A 19,558-nucleotide genomic window follows, 5' to 3' on the forward strand; every position below is an offset into this window, starting at 1 on the left:
GTAAAAAAGCCAACCAGTAGAGTTCCGGACATCTACCAGGAGGCTTTTCCTTGCTTGTTTATCCCAATGTTTCACATCACGTATTTTGCTAGTAACCAACAGAGCAGGGCCATAAACCAGGAGACAAAACCGAAAATCATCACGATTTTGTTCTCGCTCCAGCCGTACTTGAGACTGAAGTGGAAATGGATCGGTGCCATTCGGAACAGACGCAGCTTGGTGCGTTTGTAGTACCAAACCTGCAGTATGACTGAGAGCTGCTCGGCCAAATAGATGATGAACAGCAGCGGAATCAGAATTTCGACCTTCTCGATCACCGCTAAGAATGATAGGGAGCCACCAATGGCGAGAGATCCCGTATCGCCCATGAAAGCCCGGGCTGGATGAATATTGTAGAGCAGCAAGCCGAGCAGGCAACCGACCATGACTAGTGAGAACATTTGCACTTCCGGTTTGTCGGAGATTAAAAAGAAGAAAAAATAAGTAGGTATAGCTACATTGATTAACAGTCCGTCCAATCCGTCGGTAAAGTTAATGGCATTCGCCGAGCCCACAATGAACAGCAGCATGATGATGACGTACACGCTAACCGGCAAATGGAGCTGGAACCCGTTGAAGAGTCGGATATCACTTGTTAGTGAAAAGGAATGGAACAGTACATACAGCAACGCGCCGGTAAACAGGAACTGAAATACAAGCTTCATGCGACCGGAGATTCCGGACGGGTCCTGCCACGCAGCTTTTTTGAAGTCATCCATAAACCCGATCGAGCTGAACAAGAGGAAGGTCGAGCATAAAAAAACGGTTAGCGGCGTAGGTTGAAATTGCAGTGAAATGGCAACGCCAATCAGCAATATAAGACCTGCCATTAACGGCGTCCCGCGTTTGGCCTGATGATCGGGAGGCAGCTCGGTCCGTATCGGCTGCGTAAGCTTTAACGTGCGCAATCCCCAGATAAGCAGCGGCGTGAACAGTGTCACCAGCAAGAAGGATAGTCCGGATACACCCAGAATTCCATTCATCTCATACACATCTCTTTCTATCGATTTCGTGTTAGTACATTGTATTTCGATGAAATGGACAAATATTCCTTCTGATATGAAGTTAACAAAAAGAGTAATCCTTTTCTTGACTACTATGCCCTACTCTTTCTTCATGTTCTAGAATTGATAGGGTCCGTTAATGGATAAACGTAATGCCATAGCCGTCATTTCCTGTGGAGTGTAAGGATAGCCTTTTAACATCCACCACAAGATGGTCTCGTGAAACGCACCCGTCATAAAGTTGATCACCACTTCCGACGGAACGCTGATCTCGGCGCCTGTCTCGATGGCAGCTTCAAGCCCGACCTTTACAAAATGGTAGAGCGTGGCTTTGAAATAACGCGTAAATGGCGTGTCCGGATGGATTAAGATGAAAGCTTCGTAAAACTGCCGATTCTCCAGCACATGGTTGAATAACGCGACCATATTGGAGGGCAGCTCATCATAATCAACTTCTTGAAGGGATATTTTTTTCTCGATCACAATGCGGCGTTCCAAATCTTCCATCTTCTCCTTGGACATGACCTCCATTAACTCGGCTACACTGCTAAAATGCTTGTAAAAGGTAGGCCGTGTCACTTGTGCCTCGGCACATAGATCCGTAATGGAGATGGGATCGATTCGGGAAGCCATCATGTGAAGGAGAGCGGTTTTAATTTTTTGCAGGGTTCTGATTTCTCTCGGATCTAACTCCGGTTTCATGACGATAGCTCCACTCCTTCGCAGTTCCACAATATGTATCTCTCTATTATACAAAACAACTTATGTACTGAATCCGGGCAGTAGCTGCAACTGTTGTTGCTGGATTCATAACGATTTAATTAACCTTATTTTTCAGTCTTTTGAGTAGTTTACGGCTCAGCCGGTACATTGACCCTGTATAAATTGAAGTAGTGCATACTCCACTATACAGCCTGTTTACATAACGCTGCCACAAGTCTAATAGTTTGCTTTCTTGGGACATTAGTCACCGATATTATATTTAATTCCACGAGTATTTACATCCAAGTATAATCTAAGAATCGCCACCAAACTCAGATGGTTATATATCTTAAGAGTCAAATGTTCCAGCTTATTGGATAGAAGTAAGGCGCGTTGACGGTACTGGTGCATTCGTAGCAAAAGATAATGTGAGTTACTCGAAGAGGCGTGAAACATCAAGACCGATTCGCTACGCTACTCGTCATCATGTTACACGCGAAGTGCAGTACGAAGATTTCGCTTGCACTACATTTTCGTGCTTGAAGTAAGGTGAGAAATGAAGTAGCCATGGCTGCCTTGATTATGGTTTAATCTATTTAATGGCTATAAGAATTTTAAACCCTAAGCGCAATATTACTGAATTGAATGCGGCTAGATTATAAAGGGTGATGGATAGCACCGAAAGTATCGGGAGCTTACAACGTCGATTGCGGCGATTGTGAGCTCTTTTTGCTTTCCAATAATTAGGTTGCTGCTATAATGAGAGGGTGGGAACGACGTGGGTATATGGGTGTCTCGAAATGATGAAGGTTCCTTATATGTTCGTTTTAAGTATGATGAACAAATGGTGATGAAGATTCGAGAAATTTCAGGAAGGAAATGGGTCCGTGATAAAAAGGTCTGGATGATTCCATTTACGCCCGAATCCATTCAACAGTTGTATAGACTTTTTGAAGGAACAGAGATTCATGTTGATAGCATGTTGATGAAAGAGTGCAGCTTGTTCAACAATGAAGTTCACATACAGGATCACATTCCAATCTATTCATGGAATGAGTCGATAAAAAGGTCTTTCGTTCATGCACTGCAGCTTCGAGGTTATAGTAAAAAAACGATAAAAGCTTATTGTAGTCAAGTCCATCGATTTCATGCTTTTGTACAGCAGCAAAATAATGGGATTGGTCACGAGAAAGCGATTCAGAGTTATTCCTTACACTTACTTCATAGGAAATGTTCCCATTCCTATGTTAATCAAACGCAAGCGCGATCAAATTCTATGCTCAAAAAGTATTATTGCTTGAGGAAACAGGCTCTTATGTTCGCCCCAAGAAAGAAAAAAAGTTGCCGAATGTGTTATCGATGAACGAAGTGATGTTGATCTTAAAAGCACTCCAAAATTTGAAACATCGTGCGATCCTATACCTTACCTATTCTTCAGGATTACGGGTAGGGGAAGTGGTCCGGTTGAAAACCCAAGACATTGATATCGAGCGAAAAACACTTCGAGTTTATCAAGGCAAAGGTCGAATGGATCGTCTTACGCTATTATCCGATACAGCTATGGATATGGTTCAACCGTATTTACAACGAGAAAAGCCTGAGAAGTGGATGTTCCCAGGTCAACACCCAGAGCGCCATATTACTGAGCGAACGGTTTAAAAAGTATTCGAACAAACGTGCTGCTTCTGGAATCCAGAAAAAGGTTAGTATTCACACTTTGCGCCATTCATTCGCTACACATCTATTGGAAGGTGGAATAGACATTCGCTTCATTCAAGAGTTGCTCGGTCATCAAAGTGTACGCACCACCGAAAGGTATACACATGTGAGTGTGAAGGACATAAGAAGGATTAAAAGTCCGTTAGATCAATTGGAAGAGGAGTCGCAAACATGGTTGTTAATGGAGTGTTCACGAAGTTCGTGAACACCTCAAGAGATGATGTTTTTGAGAAGTTCGTGAAAAAAACGTTATCAGAAATTCTTGTAACACTGTGAAAGATAAAAAATTAACATCTTTTACATGGATAAGTTAAAAGCTATATGTTTTAATATCCATGAATATAGTTTTTTTTAAAACTTTTTAAGCTTATACAATTATGGCTTCATCGATACTCAATGTGGGTTAATTATATAGCGATTTTATATAGAGAGGCGGGCATGATAAGCTGGTTAGCATAGCGATGTCATTACGCTTCGCGCCTTTCGCGAGTACTCATGCCTGTAGAGGCTCCATGTCAAATCGCTCTATTAGCTTAGTAAATGTACCTTTTACCATGTGATATAGCGAAGAGCCCATTTATGTTTGTAAGTGAGGCTCTTATTAAAGTTAACATTACTTTTCTAGCGGGTTATGCGATCTATGAAGCTTAATATACATATTTGGTATAGGGGGATGCAACTTGATGAAAGAAGGAAAAGTTATTTCATTTATTAACATGAAGGGTGGAGTGGGTAAAACCACCTTATGTATTGGTACAGGTGAGTATCTTGCAAATTTTCTTAATAGAAAAGTGCTGATGATTGATGTTGATCCACAATTTAATGCTACTCAATCTTTAATGGGGGCTTATGATAGAGTAGATGAGTATTTAGATACATTCCTGAAGAAGAATATGACAATAAGGAAACTATTCGAAAATACAACAAGTGTTTATGAACCAAATGAATATGCCAAAGCTGAGGATGTTATTGTTAAACTAGATGATAATCTGGATATAATTTGCGGTAATATTAATTTGATATTTGATGATAACTCGAAAGACAATTCACGAACTAAAAGAATTAGAAAATTTATAAGAGATAATAAGTTAAAAGAAGTCTATGATTTTATTTTAATTGATTGTCCACCAACTATTTCATTTTATACTGATGCGTCATTGATGGCATCAGACTATTATATAGTCCCAAATAGAATTGATAGGTACTCTTCCTTGGGTATTACTTCGCTACAATCTGTTATAAGTAGATTGGTCGATGAAGAGGAGTTGTCTATACAGTTACTAGGGATTGTATATACAATGGTAGAAGATAATATGACCCAAAAGACTAGGGAACTTAAAGAAAGTTTTGAATGCGAAGAATCTGTTAAGGATTTATACATATTTGAATCGAAAACTTCGTTTGTTCGAGATTTAATGGTTGGCTATAATGAGAATATATCCTCAAGTTATCAGAAATCTAAAAGAGATATTGAACAGGTATGTTTAGAGCTGATTGAAAGGGTTGAGGTGGAAAGTAATGAATAATACTAGTAATGAAGTTTTCAAAAGGATGAATAATAATCGCTTTAAATCTAATGTTGATACGAGTGAACTAATTGGACTTAATAGTCTGTTGATCTATTCAAAAGATATTTTCAGTAAGAATGAAGAAGTAGATAAATATATAAAAAAGGTGTTTGATATTAATTTTCTACCATACGTAGTTCGTTCTAGAACATTAATTTTTGCTCGAATATCTAAAGAAATCTTTCATTATGATGAAGAACAGAAGAGTTCTATTATGGAAAATATGATTGAATATTTTCAAGAAGATTTGTCTACTAATATAAGTGATGGAAATGGAAATACAAGGAGAAATAATGCAAATGAGAACATGAAGAAGTGGATGAGAGGATTAAATAATCAAAATGAATAGAAATATACTTGAATACGATCCTTTAGGAACAAAAGATTCAATAAGGGATTTTATGGAGATGTATGATGTCGACATCTCAACTTTGGCGAGAAATAAATTAATTTGTGTAGTGAAAAAAATGATCTTTATCAAGCTATTTGTAGATAATCATAGTCGTATTCATTACCCAAAAAGCATGATATATGATATGTTAAGTGCTTTGAATTCTTTAAAAGAGCATAAAGAAAGATACTATCATTTTAATATTAGATCATTTATCGAGAATGTTTTAAGGACCATTTTACTACTAGATGACTCTGATAAAACAGGTGTAAATGAACTTTTTAAACAGTCAAGGTCAACTTGTTCTGAATCAGATGAAGAAATAGAAATAATTAATTTACTAGAGAGCAAATATACAATCAGTAATAATTATGTACATAGTAATATAATGGCCGATATGAAAATTCATCAGTTCTACAAATGTATAGAGGAAGAAGTAATAGAATCAGGAAAAATTGAAGGTCATCTAGAACAGATGTGTGTTTTACTTACTAGAGTTTGTGAAATGATAATTAGAAGGTTTTCTAATGAAGTAGAACATGTCTTTTTTAGAAAAAAAGCGACATTATCTTTTTTATTAAATGAGCAACTTTCTAGTCTACAAGCTGATGTACAAGTACAATTAAGCTCTTAGTTTTTATTAATGTCAGAAGTATAATTCAATTTAGAGGCTGTGTAATCACAGTCTCTTTTTTAGAATAATTTAATTTATGTAGGGGCTGCGTAGTCAAGAACTTCTGATAACAATGTATCTACGCTGCGGGCCGTTCGGCCCTTGGTTCACAAGAAGAGGAAAGCATAGAAGCGGATTCAGCTCACAACCCTGCGAGGCTAAGTCCGTCGGACCCGGCGCATTCGCGCCTTAAGCCTCTCGGATTCGTAGATACAAAAACGTTATCTGTAATATCCTAAATACGAAGGTAGGAGATATAGAATGGATAAAAACGCTCAACTAAGAGATGTGAAGCAGAAAGTAGATAAAGCGATTACAAAACTTTTTGAACGTGATCTATATTTATTAATTAATGATTTAAATGAAAGAACAATCGCTCATAAATATGCTACATATCTTCAAGAACAATTCAGTGAATATGATGTTGATTGTGAATATAACAAAAACGCTGATGAAGAGAAAAAGAAGAAGATGATTTACATCGTAGAAAAAGAGTATTGGAAAATCAAAAGACTTAAAAGAACATTCTCTGCCGACATTATCCAAGACAATATAGAGTATATGGCACTATCAATTTTCCCAGATATTATAGTTCATAAAAGAGGAGAAAATTTAAGAAATCATTTGATTGTAGAAATAAAGAAATCGACAAATAACAATCTTCAAGAAAAAAATTTTGACCTGACAAAACTTAATTGTTATACGGATAAATCAAGGCATAATAGGCTTGCATATGAATTCGGAGTATTTATTGAATTTGAAACAGGAGTTCAAGATCCAGCAAAGCCTAAAACAACTTGGTTTTGAAGCCTATGAGTGATTATTCTAAGAAGCGGCTACAACAGATAACATAATATTCACGCTGCGGACATACGTCCTTGGTCCGGCATTCGCCGGACACCCAGCATATGCTGGGTCGTGAATACAGAAACGTTATGTGAAATACCTGAGAAAGGAAATAACTATGGAATACCCGAGTAATATTTTACTATTCATTTTTTTATTTGTATTACTCTCAGGCATTATACTAGCTGTCATGCTTAGGAAGAAGAAGAGTATAGTAGTTGGAATAATAGTAATAACTATGCTTATCTGCATTCCGATTATTTTTGTCATATCTAATTTACATGAGGATAATTTAAAGAAGGAAATACACAAAATAATTGAATCTCGCGGCGGTCATGTATTAACTATAGAAAAATTAAAAGAACAGGACTTTACAACACCATTTAACTATGAAGTTAGCAATCACAACATTTTATTTAAGATAACATATACTAAAGACAGTAATGAGCATGTGGCATGGTACAGAGCTGTTAAGACAATTAATAATATTCATGATCAAACCCCTGGCAGATATAATGATGGTTATGGAGAAAAATGGATTTTTGAATGAGAATTCATGAAGTCATGTACTTCACATAACATTGCATTTACGCTGCGGGGATTACGCCCCTTGGTTGTCAGATGAATAATCATGGAAGTAGCTCAGACAACACACGATCCAGCCTAAGATAAGAGCTATCTAAGGCTGGGCCGCGTCGTGAATGCAAAGAACGTTATGTGAAATCAGCCTAAATACACAGAGGAGAATGTGAATGATAATTCGTGAAGCTGAAACAAATGACGCCGAAGCTATTGAACGACTATATAAAGAGTTGCTTCCAAACAGCCCAAAAATAAAAGTGTTGGAAGATAGAATAGAAGAAATTAAACAAAATCCTAATAGTTTCTTGTTCATTTGTGAAGTAGACCAAGAGATCGTTGCAACTGCACATCTGCATCTATGTTTAGATGCATTGATAGAGTCACAACCTTTTGGGGTTGTAGAACGTGTAATTGTATCTGGAAACAGACAAGGTCAAGGTTATGGATCGCTCATTATGAAACATATTGAAGATCTGTGTATTTCAAGGGATTGTGTTAAGGTCTTTTTAACCAGCGGAGCTTCGAGGAAGCAAGCACACGAGTTCTATACAAAGTTAGGTTATGACGGTGATTCGAGTAAAGCCTTTAAGAAGTACTTATAATTTTTGAAAGTTTTTCGAAGATGAGGCAGACATCACATAACACTATATTCCCGCAGCGGGGCGTTCGCCCCTTGGTCCGCCAAGAGCGAAGGGATTTCACTGCGGAGCGAATTCAGAGGTACAGGGAAGCGTTGGCGGACAACCCTGCGAACCTAACCGCGCCGCGGCCGGCCCTTCGGGCCTTAAGGTTCTCGGGTTCGGGAATACATAAACGTTATATGAAATTAATGCAAATTCAATAGAAAGAGGTTGTGAAATGATTTGTCCAAATTGCAATACTGGTATTAAGATTGATCGAAAGAACTATAGCACATTCATTAATGATCAAGATGAGAATGGCAAGGAAAGATTTGGTTACCAAGTCTCGGGGGATTTTTGCCCTGAGTGTAATGAAATAATACTTTTCTTAACAAAAGGAAAATTCAAATATTATGAAGATGATTTTACGGCTGGGGATTGGTTTCTAAACAGGACCATTGAAGATAAAGTAATATATCCAAATAAAATAATTACTCGAAGCGTACCTAGTGAGATACCAGAGAACTATAAAATTGATTTTGTTCAAGCATGGCAAATACTGAATATAAGCCCTAAGGCTAGTGCAGCATTAAGTAGAAGAATTCTTCAGCAAATTCTCTCAGAAGAATTTGATATAAATAAATATAATTTAGTTCAACAGATTGAAGAATTTATTAATTTACCTGGTGTTCCTTCATATCTTTCTAATTCTATTGATGCAATCAGAAACATAGGGAATTTTGCAGCGCATCCCTTAAAGAGTACCAGTTCGGGAGATGTAGTTGACGTTGAAGTTGGCGAAGCCGAGTGGACTATAGAAGTGATAGAAGCATTATTTGATTTTACATTTGTACAACCTAAGAGACTTCAAGAGAGAAGAGAACAATTAAACAAAAAGCTAGTAGAGCTTGGTAAACCAGAAATGAAATAATTAGCAAGTGATTCACGGAAGGCATTATCATCATATAACATTATATTCACGCTGCGGATCGGCTTGCGCCGATCCTTGGTCCGCTAGAGGCTATTGGCAGGGAAGCTAGTTCAAGCGGACACATCGATCTCCCTAAGATAAGAGCTATCTAAGGGAGATCGATGTCGTGAATACGGAAACGTTATGTGCAATTGCCTAGAGATTTTCAGATTATAATCATTAAAGAAAAATGGAGTTGTATACATGGACGTAATTCATTTCACTATAGAATATTCCGAAGAGCAAGATGCTCAAATCTTAGGTATTTATATAAACGGCGAGAATCTGAACGAATTAATGAGAAGATATGAAATCCAGTTTGAACCTTCAATTGCTGGGGGATATGAGGGTTTGAATATAGCATATTTAAAAGACATTGAAGAAAACTTAATGAAAATGATATTTACAATTACGATGGGAAAACGCTAGTGTTGGGATGTAACTGTTGCGAGCCGGGATGTTGGCCTTTGATAGTGAGAATAACTGAAGAAGATGAAGTTATTATCTGGAGTGAATTTGAACAACCGTTCAGGGGTGAGGAATCAGATGGGGGTTATTGGGATTATACTAACCTCAAATCATTAGAATTCAATAAAAAGTTGTATGAAGAACAATTAAAGGCCATTTGTAAGAAACTCAGAGAAGTCGGCAACAGCACATAACATAATATTCACGCTGCGGGCATACGCCCTTGGTCCGGCAGTCGCCGGACACACGACATACGTCGGGTCGTGAATACAGGAACGTTATGTGAAATCAGCCTAAATACAGAGGAGAATGTGAATGATAATTCGTGAAGCTGAAACAAATGACACCGAAGCTATTGAACGACTATATAAAGAGCTGCTTCCAAACAACACAAAAATAAAAGTGTTGGAAGATAGAATAGAAGAAATTAAACAAAATCCTAATAGTTTCTTGTTCATTTGCGAAGTAGACCAAGAGATCGTTGCAACTGCACATCTGCATCTATGTTTAGATGCGTTGATAGAGTCACAACCTTTTGGGGTTGTAGAACGTGTAATTGTATCTGGAAACAGACAAGGTCAAGGTTATGGATCGCTCATTATGAAGCATATTGAAGATCTGTGTATTTCAAGGGATTGTGTTAAGGTCTTTTTAACCAGCGGAGCTTCGAGGAAGCAAGCACACGAGTTCTATACAAAGTTAGGTTATGACGGTGATTCGAGTAAAGCCTTTAAGAAGTACTTATAAGTTTTGAAAGTTTTTCGAAGATGAGGCAGACATCACATAACACCATATTCCCGCAGTGGGGTGTTCGCCCCTTGGTCCGCCAAGAGCGAAAGGATTTCACTACGGAGCGAATTCAGAGGTACAGGGAAGCGTTGTCAGACAACCCTGCGAACCTAACCGCGCGGCGGCCGGCCCTTTGGGCCTTAAGGTTCTCGGGTTCGGGAATACATAAACGTTAGATGAAATTCCTGCAAAATGAAATTAAAATTCAATATTAAACATATGTGGAGTGAAACATATGATCAAACCATACACAAAAGCCATTATTATAGAACCTTATTATGAATGCCCAATCTGGATTGAAAACGATGTAACACGTAAGGAATACACTATATTAGATGCTGAAAGTAAGGAAGAGGATGTTGTTTTATTTTTAATCCTTTTATTCGGATATAACCATATTAATGTAAAACAATCCCTAGAAGAATCATTCAATGAACTATTTAATGAAGAACGAGTAGCACTCTCAGGAGGTATTGGTTTTTTTGAAGATAACAAATTGATACTACCTAGTTGTTGTTGTGGTTTAGAAGACTGGAGCGAGGTTTCTAATTCTGTAAAGAGTAGAACTAGTCCTTGGTTGGGACACGATCCAAATCCAGGAATGATATATGATGAAAACCATGTTAAGGTATGGTCGGATGACCCTGACAGGTCAACTGAAACGCAAGAAACCTTATACTTTATAGAATATGAATATGAGGAATTGTTGAGAAGCCTAGACAAGACGAAAGAAGAATTGACTAGTTTTATTAGAGAACCATTGTTTAGATGGATTAATAGGAAAAGCGTAGAAACTGCTAATCAAATGATAATTAAAATGGAAGAATGGTTTTTTAAAGAATATTAATGTGAATTCAATGATGGCTGATCAGCTAACACCATATCTACGCTGCGTCGCTGACGCTCCTTGGTCTGCCCGAGGTTTTTCGAAGAAGTTGAATCAGGCAGACAACCCTGCACTGCCTAACCGCGTCGCGGCCGGTCGCTGTCGCTCCCTTAAGGCAGTGATGGTTCGTAGATACAAGAACGTTATAGGAAATCAGCACAAAACATATTTGTGGGGGATTAACAAGTGAAGATACTTAATCAAGTTCAAGAAGATGAAGTAATTGCAGAATTCTTACTTGCAGAGATTAATTCAGATAGATTTAAGGAAGGAATATTAAATGCTCTTAGAGATCATGATTTAAATTTACTTATTAAACCCAATTTGAATGATCAAACCGAGAACAAAATTAGACGAGATATTCTGGGTCAGACAAGAGGGTACGGTCGCAATACGGATTTGTTTGAATAATTCTAAAACTAAAAGGTGATTGATTTGAGCGAAGATGAAATAACACTACAAGAAAAACTCCAATTGTTTCATTTAGTTTTTTCAGAAGAGTTTGATTCAATTTTCTCAGCTGATATTATATGCTGTGAAAATTGTGTAAACGAATTTATAAAGTATTGGCCGGGTGTCTATATTAACGATATTGATTTTCAAAGATATTCAGTACGAATTTCATCATTATATTCAATGATGCGATTTTCTGATTTAATATCTGAGGAAGAATTCAACAAATTTTCTTCTGAGTTGGTCTGTCCTCGGTGTAACCATGAATTAAATGGATTTATTTATCCCTACAATATGCCATTTGATGTTCCACATGGATTTGAGCAACTCATAGAGGAAATTGCAAAAATAGCTTATGAGACACCTTTTTTACTTTTATCACATGTTTTTGCACTTGAGGTATATCAAGAGATATCTAAAATATCTCTAATAACTGAACCAAAATTTTCTTCTGATACAGTCTATAGAGCGCGGATAATCAATGATGAAACTGTTTATACAGCTATGGACTTTCTGGCTCCTCCTAAAGAGAAAGTTGGTGAGGGAAGATATAACCATGCTGGAAAACAAGTATTATACCTTTCCGAGGAACCAGAAACATGCTTTCATGAACTACGATCACCAAAAAAGGGTGTAATGATTGCAAAGATCAAAATAAAAGAACCCATCAAAATTTTGGACTTAACAATGCAATCTATTGAGTCAAACATAATTAACTTAATAAGATGGTCATCATTAATGAGTTCCCCTAGTGAAGGCGAAGGATGGCATAAACCTCATTATGTATTTACGAGATTTGTTGCTGATTGTGCTAAAGCAACTGGATTTCATGCCATTAGATATCCGAGTGTGCGCTTTGAAGAAGGTATGAACCTTGCAATAATTAATTACGAAGAGTATATAAGAAATATCGAAGTTGATGAAATATTTATATTCAATGAAAGTAACACTAAAAGTGAAGTGCTAATACAAAAATTAAGGGAGACTCTTAATTCAGCAAATTCACAGTAGAGAATTACTCCGCATAACAATGCATTCCTGCAGCGTCGCTAAGGCTCCTTGGTCGCCAAGAGGAACATCTGAGAAGTGGACTCAGGCGACACATTCAACCGGCTAAGTCTGACGACCCGTTCCATATGGTCACTTAAGCCGCTTGAACGTCAGGAATGCGGAAACGTTATGCGAAACCAGTGCGAGAAAGGAACAACAGAATGCTTACTTTAAGACTTACTAAAGACCTATTGAAAGACATGAAAACAACCCCAGTTGAAGACATCAATGTAGCTCCGTTTTTAAGTTGGCATGTAAATATATATATCTTGAACAAACGAAAACACATTGTCTTTGTGAACGATCTAGCTAGATTAGCTATTATAATTGATGGAATAAGAACAGGGCAATTAGAGCGATTGAAAGATAAATTCATGTTAACTTTTCGGGAATACTTACTCCGAGAGGGAGTTAACGATACATTGATCAATAGATATTTAGAGTATTGCACAGAAGTAGTTATTTCGAAGACAAACAACAGAAGTGTCCTAGGAACAATGAAAGAAGTTACATGGTTTACTGAGGATGACTTTTGCGATAATTTTGAACGCTTGAAATGGCTGAATAGAATGATACATAAACCAATAGATTACATGGAACCGATCAATTACTTTAAAGAATCCTTATGGGATCATAAGAACTACAACGTAGTTTGAAGATTATTCAGGGTGGTATTGGAATCGCATAACAACGTATTCACGCATCAGGCCATTCGGCCCTTGGTCCGCCCGAGGGATATCAGAGAAGATAACTCAGACGGACAACCCTGCGAACCTAACCGCGCTGCGGCCGCCCCGTTGGGGCTTAAGGTTCTCGGGCTCGTGAATACGAGAGACGTTATAAGAAATCCCCGCAAACCATACAAAAACTCAATATCTGAAGGGAGAAAGAAAAATTAAAAAATATCTTTTAATTCATTTAATTCTTCTCTTTCTAGTTGGATGTAGTGAAGAAGTAGTCAAAACAGAAAATAAGGAAAATGGAGAAACAATTGATTCTGAACAATTGGTTGAAGTAAGCAAAACAATTGAATTCATTAATGAAGATCATGATATTCATATTACTGGAAAATTATCTGAACATGGTGATAAGATTTCAGATTTCATTATTAGGAATAATGAGGGTGAAGTCGGACCCTTTCGATGGAATCAAAGTTCTTTGAGAGATCCAATAATTTACTATGAGGATATTAATCAAGATAATCAAAATGAGATTGTCTTTATCAACATTTTTGATCATGGAACTGGAATTATTCTTTCGGAAGCGCATGTAATAGCAATCAATTCGACCGAAGTCATCGTTGAACCTATACAAGAAATCATCAAAGAGAACATAAGATTTTCAGGAAAACAAGTATATCTAGAGGATAGATTGATTTATGAAACATCAAAGTATGGTGACTTAAAGGCATATTATGACGACTGGATAAATTATAAGGTGGTCAATGGGAAATTAATTGGCGGCTTGAGAATTGGAGATGGAAGAACAGAACAGTATGCTGGTTATTTAGAGGTAGAGTATGCTTTTTATGAAGGGAAATATGTTGTAAAAGAAATTAGACATATTGAAGACGACGAGATGCAAACTGAAGGATTACCTTTGCCATTGACTATACGAAAAAACTATTGAGTAACGCTTCGAAAGCGGGGACATCTTATAACACAATATTCACGCATCGGGCATTCGCCCTCGGTCCGGCACGAAATTAGAAGTGGAATCAGAGAGGCATTTCAGTAGCAGAGAAGCGGATTCAGCCGGACACACGCGCACCACCTAACCGCATTGACGCCGTCCCTTACGGGACTTAAGGTGGTGGGGCGTCGTGAACACAATAACGTTAGACGAAATTCCTGAAGAGCTGATGCAATATATTTAAATAAAATTAAATGCTACTCATTCATACGCTTTGAAGGAGTCATTTATCAAATACAGAATTTGAAAATGAAGAATCGAATCATTAAGCTCTGACAGACGGATAGTAGAAAGAAACTAAAGGAGAATGAAAATGAGAAAAGTAGTTGTATCTGAGTTTGTCTCGCTGGATGGCGTCATGGATAATCCGCAGTGGACGATCCAATTTCGTAGTGAGGAAACAAAGCAATTCAAGTTCAATGAACTGAAAGCAAGCGACGCTCTTCTGCTTGGACGTGAAACATATGTTGAATTTGCAGCGGCTTGGCCTAATATGATTGAGCAAGAAGGGGAATATGGCCGGATGATGAACGGTTACCCCAAGCACGTGATTTCAACAACCCTGGAAAAAGTGGAATGGAACAATTCATCGCTGATCAAGGGCAATATCACGGAGGAAATATCCAAGCTGAAGCAGCAGCCTGGTAAGGATATCTTGGTATTTGGCAGTTGTGCGCTCGTTCAAACACTGATCAAGTTTGACCTCATCGACGAATATCGGCTCATGGTTTTCCCAGTTGTGCTTGGAAACGGAAAGCGTCTCTTTGGAGAAGGGATCGATCATAAAGTGTTGAAACTGGCGGAAACAAAGACATTCGGTTCAGGCGTAGTTGTTCTGACTTATCTTCCGGATAGATAAGATTGATCAGGAAATCAACTACGAGGTTGCGGGAAAACTGTCTTTCGGCAACATTATGTGGTGCTGACGGTCTGAAGATTAATTCCAGTTACTTACTTGAACTGTATAGATATTCATATAAATAGGCGTCAGGGAAGTTCGCCTGATGGTCCTTTTGAGTTGGAGGATATCCGAAATATTGTATTGTCATTCAAGAAGTCAGGTGCTTCGTCTAACATCATATTAACGCTTCGGGCCATATGGCCCTCGGTCCGGCAGGAGTTAGAAGTGGATTCGGGGAAGCATTTTCAGTAGCGGGGAAGAAGATTCAGCCGGACACATCCGCACCGACTAACCGCATCGCGACCGGCTCCTGACGGAGCCTTAAGTCGGTGGGACGTCGTGAATACAGGAACGTTAGCCGAAAGAAGTTCTTAGTTTAGGAGGAGTCTATATGATATTAGAAAAAGTTATAAATAGAATTGTAATACAAAGTGAATATAAGGATTTTGTTGATAAGTATATAGATAATATACTTACCGAATTTAAAGGTAAGATTCATAGCATTTATATGTGTGGCTCGATTCCAAAAGGAACTGCTAAACCTTTTAAGTCAGATGCAGACTTTACTATTGTATGTGTAAATCCCAAAGATATTGATTACGAAAGATTATCAATTATTAAAGACAGGCTTTTGGAAGAGTATCCAGTAGTAACTAAGATTGATACGATAATTTGCTCGATTGACGATGTATTAAGTAAACCGAATGAGTGGGGTTTTTGGGTTAAGATAATTTGTGTTTGTATATATGGTCATGACGTTGGTGAAAAAGTACCACCGATAATTATTTCTCCAGAGTTCATTTTAGACTTAAATACAGAGACCAAGGAGGAAGTAGATCGTATACATAGTTTACTTACTAATGCTAGTGATAACACAATGAAAACTAGATATATTAAAGGTTACTCTAAGAGATTAATTCGTGCATTATACTCTTTGGTTTTAGAAGATACAGGCGTATGGCAAGATGACATTATTAAGATGAAGAATGCCATATTAAACTATTGTGAGATTGACTCCGCTTTAGTTGATTATCTGTATGCTTGTTACTTGGATAGTAATGTACTTGTTGAAGAGTTTCTGGGAATTGCAGATGAAGTATATAGCTATTTTGAGAACGCCTTAAATGCAATAGCTGCTTCTAGAACTTCCTTCGACTAACATCATATTGACGCTCCGGGTCACTCTGAGAAGCGAGTGACCACATCCAGCCCCCTAAGCCCGCCGGGACGTCACTGCATTAGGTGTTCGGCAAGCCTCACAACTATAAGCATCGACTCTAAGGGGCCAGGACGTCGTCAATACAAAACGTTATATGAAAGATTGGCAAATAAATAATCAAATCAAAGAAAGACGGTAATTCTATGGCATTCTGCATAGAATTCAAATTACTTAAAATGAATGATACAAAAGCAATATATGTATATGGGGATTGTTCGGAAAATTTTGAGGGGATATTTGAACTAGATTTAGAAAAATTAATATCTGGCGAGATTCCAGGTGATACAAACATGAGCCAAGTAGTGAAAGTAATTAAACCATGCCTAAGTGATGGAGATTATCAGCATAAAGCAAACAGGGCATTTAGTAAGATCTACAAACACTATAAAGAGACAAGAACTTATTTATTAGATGGTGGCTATTATTCGTAGATTAAACCGACTAACAAAACGTATAAAAACATTAATTGTTGAAGTAAATCAAGAAGGCCGATCAATCATATAACAATGTGTTCACGCATCGGCAGACGAGCTGCCTCGGTCCCGGATGATAAGTCGGAGAAGTCGTTACCGGGAGACATCTGCACCGACTAACCGCATCGCGGCCGCTCCCGATGATCGCTTAAGTCGGTGGGGCGTAGTGAATACAGGAACGTTATGCGTCATTACCGGTAAATATTAGAGATAATATTTAAGGAGATAATTTATGAAAGGTAAGATACTCTTATTATTTTTTATTACGATAGTGTTTTCATCTTGTCAAAATATTAGTCAATTGACTACCTTGAACAGCGAAACTAAATCAATAATGAATTCTGAACTGCCTCTTGATGTAGTAAGTACAGGTAATGGAACAGAACCGAAAGAAATAACTGAAGGTCGATCAGATTCTTCTAACAATGAAGTGTTATCCATGAGCATTGGGAACTATGATTTGACTGAAGAATTTTATGATGAAATGCTTCGAAATCCTATAGATCATGATTATGAAGTGGAATTTAATGAATTTCAAAATTCCAAAGAGTTTTCATCATTTGGATGGGGGGCGTTGGAAAGCAAATATACAGAGATTTGGGATAAAGAGTTGAACCAAATATATAAAAAGCTTCTTTCGAAGTTGGATAGAGAACCAAGAGAAGCACTAATTGAATCGCAGAAAGAATGGTTACAGTATCACTTAAGGGAAACAAAATTTGTAGAGAAGACATTTATTAATAATGGTTACCTTGGATCACAAGGATCGGTAAGCCTAGCCACGGTTATAATGGAGAGAATAAGGGAAAGAACAATGCAATTATTTGAATATCGATATTTGCTAGATGGTGAAGTTGAGTTTTTATACCAAAGCAAATTAGAGTTGGAATCTTGATCAAAGGCATTCAGGTGATGCTTCGAAGACAGTAGCGGCGCAATAACAATGTATTCAAGGTGCGGGGCTACCACCCCTTGGTTGTCAGATGTATAATCATGGAAGAACACTCAGACAACAAACGACCCAGCCTAAGATAAGAGCTATCTAAGGCTGGGTCGTTTCGTGAATACAAGAACGTTATATGCAATGGCTGGAAACCCGAATTAAAGGAGAAATCAAATGACATTTGATAAATTTATTAATGATTATTTTCCTAATCTGATTGTGAGACCGCCGCTACTTTATAATTGGAATACTGGTATTCGATTTGAACTCGGTGATCCACATTTATATGATCTGGATGTAAGTCATTACATGGAACAGGTCTATAGTAGAACAACAGAATTATTTAGAGCACTGTTCATGAAAGATGATGATATTTTTATTGTTACCAATGCCATTTTCGCTTATAGATATAAATATCAGGTTAAGAAGTTGAAACTTTATAGTAGATACATTAGAAACAAACAGGTATTAAAGAATTTAAAACTGACTATAATTCCTGATATTTATGCTGAAGATGATGAAGAGCCTAACGAAGAAAATAATACGTACCGATATATTATAAATTGTAAAGTAAGCGATGTAGACAACTTAAGTTTACTCAAAGCTATCTGCAATCAAGATGTAGGAATAAAACCTTCAATACATCATGATGTTTTTTTCATCAATATTAACAAAGGTTTGATTTTTCATATTTATGATGATCGTGGATGTGATGTGATTTCAAGCTCAATTTTACAGTTAAAGGATATATACATTAAGTTCAATGAATGGATCTTAGACTATGATAGAGAAGAAATAAAGAAGATATTTGAAGGAAAACACTAGAAGCCAGCCACAGCATATAACAGAATGTTCACGCTTCGGGCCGTTCGGCCCTCGGTTCGGCAGAAGTTAGATGTGATTCGAAGAGGTATTTCAGTAACGGGGAAGCATACTCAACCGGACACTTCCGCACCGACTAAGCGCATCGCGCCCGCCCTTGTGGCTTAAGGTGGTGGGACGTCGTGAATACAACAACGTTATCTGAAAGGACAGCCAATGGTTATAAATCCATATTTAGAATCGAAAAACCAAACTCATAATAAGAACGCTTGTACGCAGATGTAAATAAAGGTAAAATATAACTACAATTGAATCTTGGGCGGTCATGGTTTCCCTTCGAAAGGAGGTGAAGCCATGAAAGTGAAAGATACACTAACGATATGTTCCTATTTGGATCATTCATTCTTGCACTTTTAACTTACATTAATAATAATAACAAGAGAAAGTAAAAACCCACCCTAAGGTTGACCGCCGAAGGTGGGTTTCCGATCGTAAATGACTAAGAAGGGATTACCCATCCAAGCCAATTGTATGGACCAAGTGTTAACGCACTTGGTCTTTATTAAATATATAATACCATACTTGAAAAGAATCAAAGAACTAATTGAGTTAGAAAACATTGTTGAAGAGGCATATAGACTGATATTGAAAGTTATTCGAAGATGGCATCCCCATCACATAATATCGTCTCTACGCTCCGGGCCGTTCGGCCCTTGGTTCGCGAGAAGTGGTAGGCAGAGAAGCTGAA

General features: G+C 37.6%; 24 protein-coding genes and 2 pseudogenes. 24 read left to right on the top strand and 2 right to left on the bottom strand.

Annotation, left to right across the window (positions count from 1 at the left end; all coding sequences use genetic code 11):
- Positions 1-71: 71 nt before the first annotated feature.
- Positions 72-1,022, bottom strand: coding sequence for a phospho-N-acetylmuramoyl-pentapeptide-transferase (gene mraY, locus PAEVO_RS05295; protein ID WP_207797448.1), 951 nt, complete (start codon positions 1,020-1,022; stop codon positions 72-74).
- A 138-nt stretch (positions 1,023-1,160) separates the two neighbouring features.
- Positions 1,161-1,745: a TetR/AcrR family transcriptional regulator gene (locus PAEVO_RS05300; RefSeq protein ID WP_100536597.1), complete on the bottom strand. Its 585-nt coding sequence runs from the start codon at positions 1,743-1,745 to the stop codon at positions 1,161-1,163.
- 985 nt (positions 1,746-2,730) lie between these two features.
- Here PAEVO_RS05300 and PAEVO_RS34170 point away from each other — a divergent pair.
- The 24 genes and pseudogenes from PAEVO_RS34170 to PAEVO_RS34175 all read left to right on the top strand — a co-directional run bounded on the left by PAEVO_RS34170 (position 2,731) and on the right by PAEVO_RS34175 (position 19,259).
- On the top strand, positions 2,731-3,108 hold the full coding sequence (locus tag PAEVO_RS34170; RefSeq protein WP_243390850.1) for a phage integrase N-terminal SAM-like domain-containing protein: 378 nt from the start codon (positions 2,731-2,733) through the stop codon (positions 3,106-3,108).
- An 8-nt stretch (positions 3,109-3,116) separates the two neighbouring features.
- A pseudogene (locus tag PAEVO_RS34090) lies at positions 3,117-3,669 on the top strand (tyrosine-type recombinase/integrase).
- Between the two features lie 478 nt (positions 3,670-4,147).
- Positions 4,148-4,990, top strand: coding sequence for a ParA family protein (locus PAEVO_RS05320; RefSeq protein ID WP_100536600.1), 843 nt, complete (start codon positions 4,148-4,150; stop codon positions 4,988-4,990).
- Positions 4,991-5,015: 25 nt separating this feature from the next.
- Positions 5,016-5,381 carry a hypothetical protein gene (locus tag PAEVO_RS05325; protein WP_165789611.1) on the top strand — a complete coding sequence of 122 codons (366 nt, stop codon included), beginning with the start codon at positions 5,016-5,018 and terminating at the stop codon, positions 5,379-5,381.
- The gene (locus PAEVO_RS05330) at positions 5,374-6,057 is read left to right on the top strand and encodes a hypothetical protein (protein ID WP_100536602.1); all 684 of its coding nucleotides are present in this window, start codon (positions 5,374-5,376) and stop codon (positions 6,055-6,057) included. The genes PAEVO_RS05325 and PAEVO_RS05330 overlap by 8 nt, the downstream gene beginning before the upstream one ends.
- Positions 6,058-6,357: 300 nt before the next feature.
- Positions 6,358-6,903 carry a hypothetical protein gene (locus PAEVO_RS05335; RefSeq protein WP_100536603.1) on the top strand — a complete coding sequence of 182 codons (546 nt, stop codon included), beginning with the start codon at positions 6,358-6,360 and terminating at the stop codon, positions 6,901-6,903.
- Positions 6,904-7,033: 130 nt separating this feature from the next.
- Positions 7,034-7,492 (top strand): hypothetical protein, encoded by a 459-nt coding sequence (locus PAEVO_RS05340; protein WP_243390631.1) that lies wholly within the window; start codon positions 7,034-7,036, stop codon positions 7,490-7,492.
- Between the two features lie 202 nt (positions 7,493-7,694).
- Positions 7,695-8,126: a GNAT family N-acetyltransferase gene (locus PAEVO_RS05345; RefSeq protein WP_100536605.1), complete on the top strand. Its 432-nt coding sequence runs from the start codon at positions 7,695-7,697 to the stop codon at positions 8,124-8,126.
- Between the two features lie 256 nt (positions 8,127-8,382).
- A complete protein-coding gene (locus PAEVO_RS05350) occupies positions 8,383-9,075 on the top strand; it encodes a DUF4145 domain-containing protein (protein WP_100536606.1) in 693 nt (230 codons plus the stop codon).
- A gap of 243 nt (positions 9,076-9,318) precedes the next feature.
- Positions 9,319-9,543: a hypothetical protein gene (locus tag PAEVO_RS05355; protein ID WP_100536607.1), complete on the top strand. Its 225-nt coding sequence runs from the start codon at positions 9,319-9,321 to the stop codon at positions 9,541-9,543.
- Positions 9,544-9,587: 44 nt separating this feature from the next.
- A complete protein-coding gene (locus tag PAEVO_RS33675; protein WP_165789612.1) occupies positions 9,588-9,776 on the top strand; it encodes a hypothetical protein in 189 nt (62 codons plus the stop codon).
- A 121-nt stretch (positions 9,777-9,897) separates the two neighbouring features.
- On the top strand, positions 9,898-10,329 hold the full coding sequence (locus PAEVO_RS05365; RefSeq protein ID WP_100536609.1) for a GNAT family N-acetyltransferase: 432 nt from the start codon (positions 9,898-9,900) through the stop codon (positions 10,327-10,329).
- Between the two features lie 277 nt (positions 10,330-10,606).
- Positions 10,607-11,218 carry a hypothetical protein gene (locus tag PAEVO_RS05370; RefSeq protein WP_100536610.1) on the top strand — a complete coding sequence of 204 codons (612 nt, stop codon included), beginning with the start codon at positions 10,607-10,609 and terminating at the stop codon, positions 11,216-11,218.
- 225 nt (positions 11,219-11,443) lie between these two features.
- Entirely contained in the window at positions 11,444-11,668 is a 225-nt protein-coding gene (locus PAEVO_RS05375) for a hypothetical protein (protein ID WP_100536611.1), read from the top strand.
- Between the two features lie 24 nt (positions 11,669-11,692).
- Positions 11,693-12,721, top strand: coding sequence for an RES family NAD+ phosphorylase (locus PAEVO_RS05380; RefSeq protein ID WP_100536612.1), 1,029 nt, complete (start codon positions 11,693-11,695; stop codon positions 12,719-12,721).
- Positions 12,722-12,921: 200 nt separating this feature from the next.
- On the top strand, positions 12,922-13,416 hold the full coding sequence (locus tag PAEVO_RS05385; RefSeq protein WP_100536613.1) for a DUF6933 domain-containing protein: 495 nt from the start codon (positions 12,922-12,924) through the stop codon (positions 13,414-13,416).
- Between the two features lie 349 nt (positions 13,417-13,765).
- On the top strand, positions 13,766-14,389 hold the full coding sequence (locus PAEVO_RS05390; protein WP_100536614.1) for a hypothetical protein: 624 nt from the start codon (positions 13,766-13,768) through the stop codon (positions 14,387-14,389).
- A gap of 376 nt (positions 14,390-14,765) precedes the next feature.
- A complete protein-coding gene (locus tag PAEVO_RS05395; protein WP_100536615.1) occupies positions 14,766-15,311 on the top strand; it encodes a dihydrofolate reductase family protein in 546 nt (181 codons plus the stop codon).
- Between the two features lie 433 nt (positions 15,312-15,744).
- Entirely contained in the window at positions 15,745-16,512 is a 768-nt protein-coding gene (locus PAEVO_RS05400) for a nucleotidyltransferase domain-containing protein (protein WP_100536616.1), read from the top strand.
- Between the two features lie 236 nt (positions 16,513-16,748).
- Positions 16,749-17,003, top strand: coding sequence for a hypothetical protein (locus tag PAEVO_RS05405; protein WP_243390632.1), 255 nt, complete (start codon positions 16,749-16,751; stop codon positions 17,001-17,003).
- Positions 17,004-17,118: 115 nt separating this feature from the next.
- Positions 17,119-17,253, top strand: coding sequence for a hypothetical protein (locus PAEVO_RS34595; RefSeq protein ID WP_279300441.1), 135 nt, complete (start codon positions 17,119-17,121; stop codon positions 17,251-17,253).
- Between the two features lie 24 nt (positions 17,254-17,277).
- A complete protein-coding gene (locus PAEVO_RS05410; protein WP_100536618.1) occupies positions 17,278-17,940 on the top strand; it encodes a lysozyme inhibitor LprI family protein in 663 nt (220 codons plus the stop codon).
- Positions 17,941-18,162: 222 nt separating this feature from the next.
- Entirely contained in the window at positions 18,163-18,813 is a 651-nt protein-coding gene (locus tag PAEVO_RS05415) for a DUF3885 domain-containing protein (RefSeq protein WP_100536619.1), read from the top strand.
- A 351-nt stretch (positions 18,814-19,164) separates the two neighbouring features.
- Positions 19,165-19,259 (top strand): annotated as a pseudogene (locus tag PAEVO_RS34175) (putative holin-like toxin).
- Positions 19,260-19,558: the final 299 nt, after the last annotated feature.

It is taken from the genome of Paenibacillus sp. GM2FR (assembly GCF_002803325.1).
Lineage (GTDB): Bacteria > Bacillota > Bacilli > Paenibacillales > Paenibacillaceae > Paenibacillus_AQ > Paenibacillus_AQ lautus.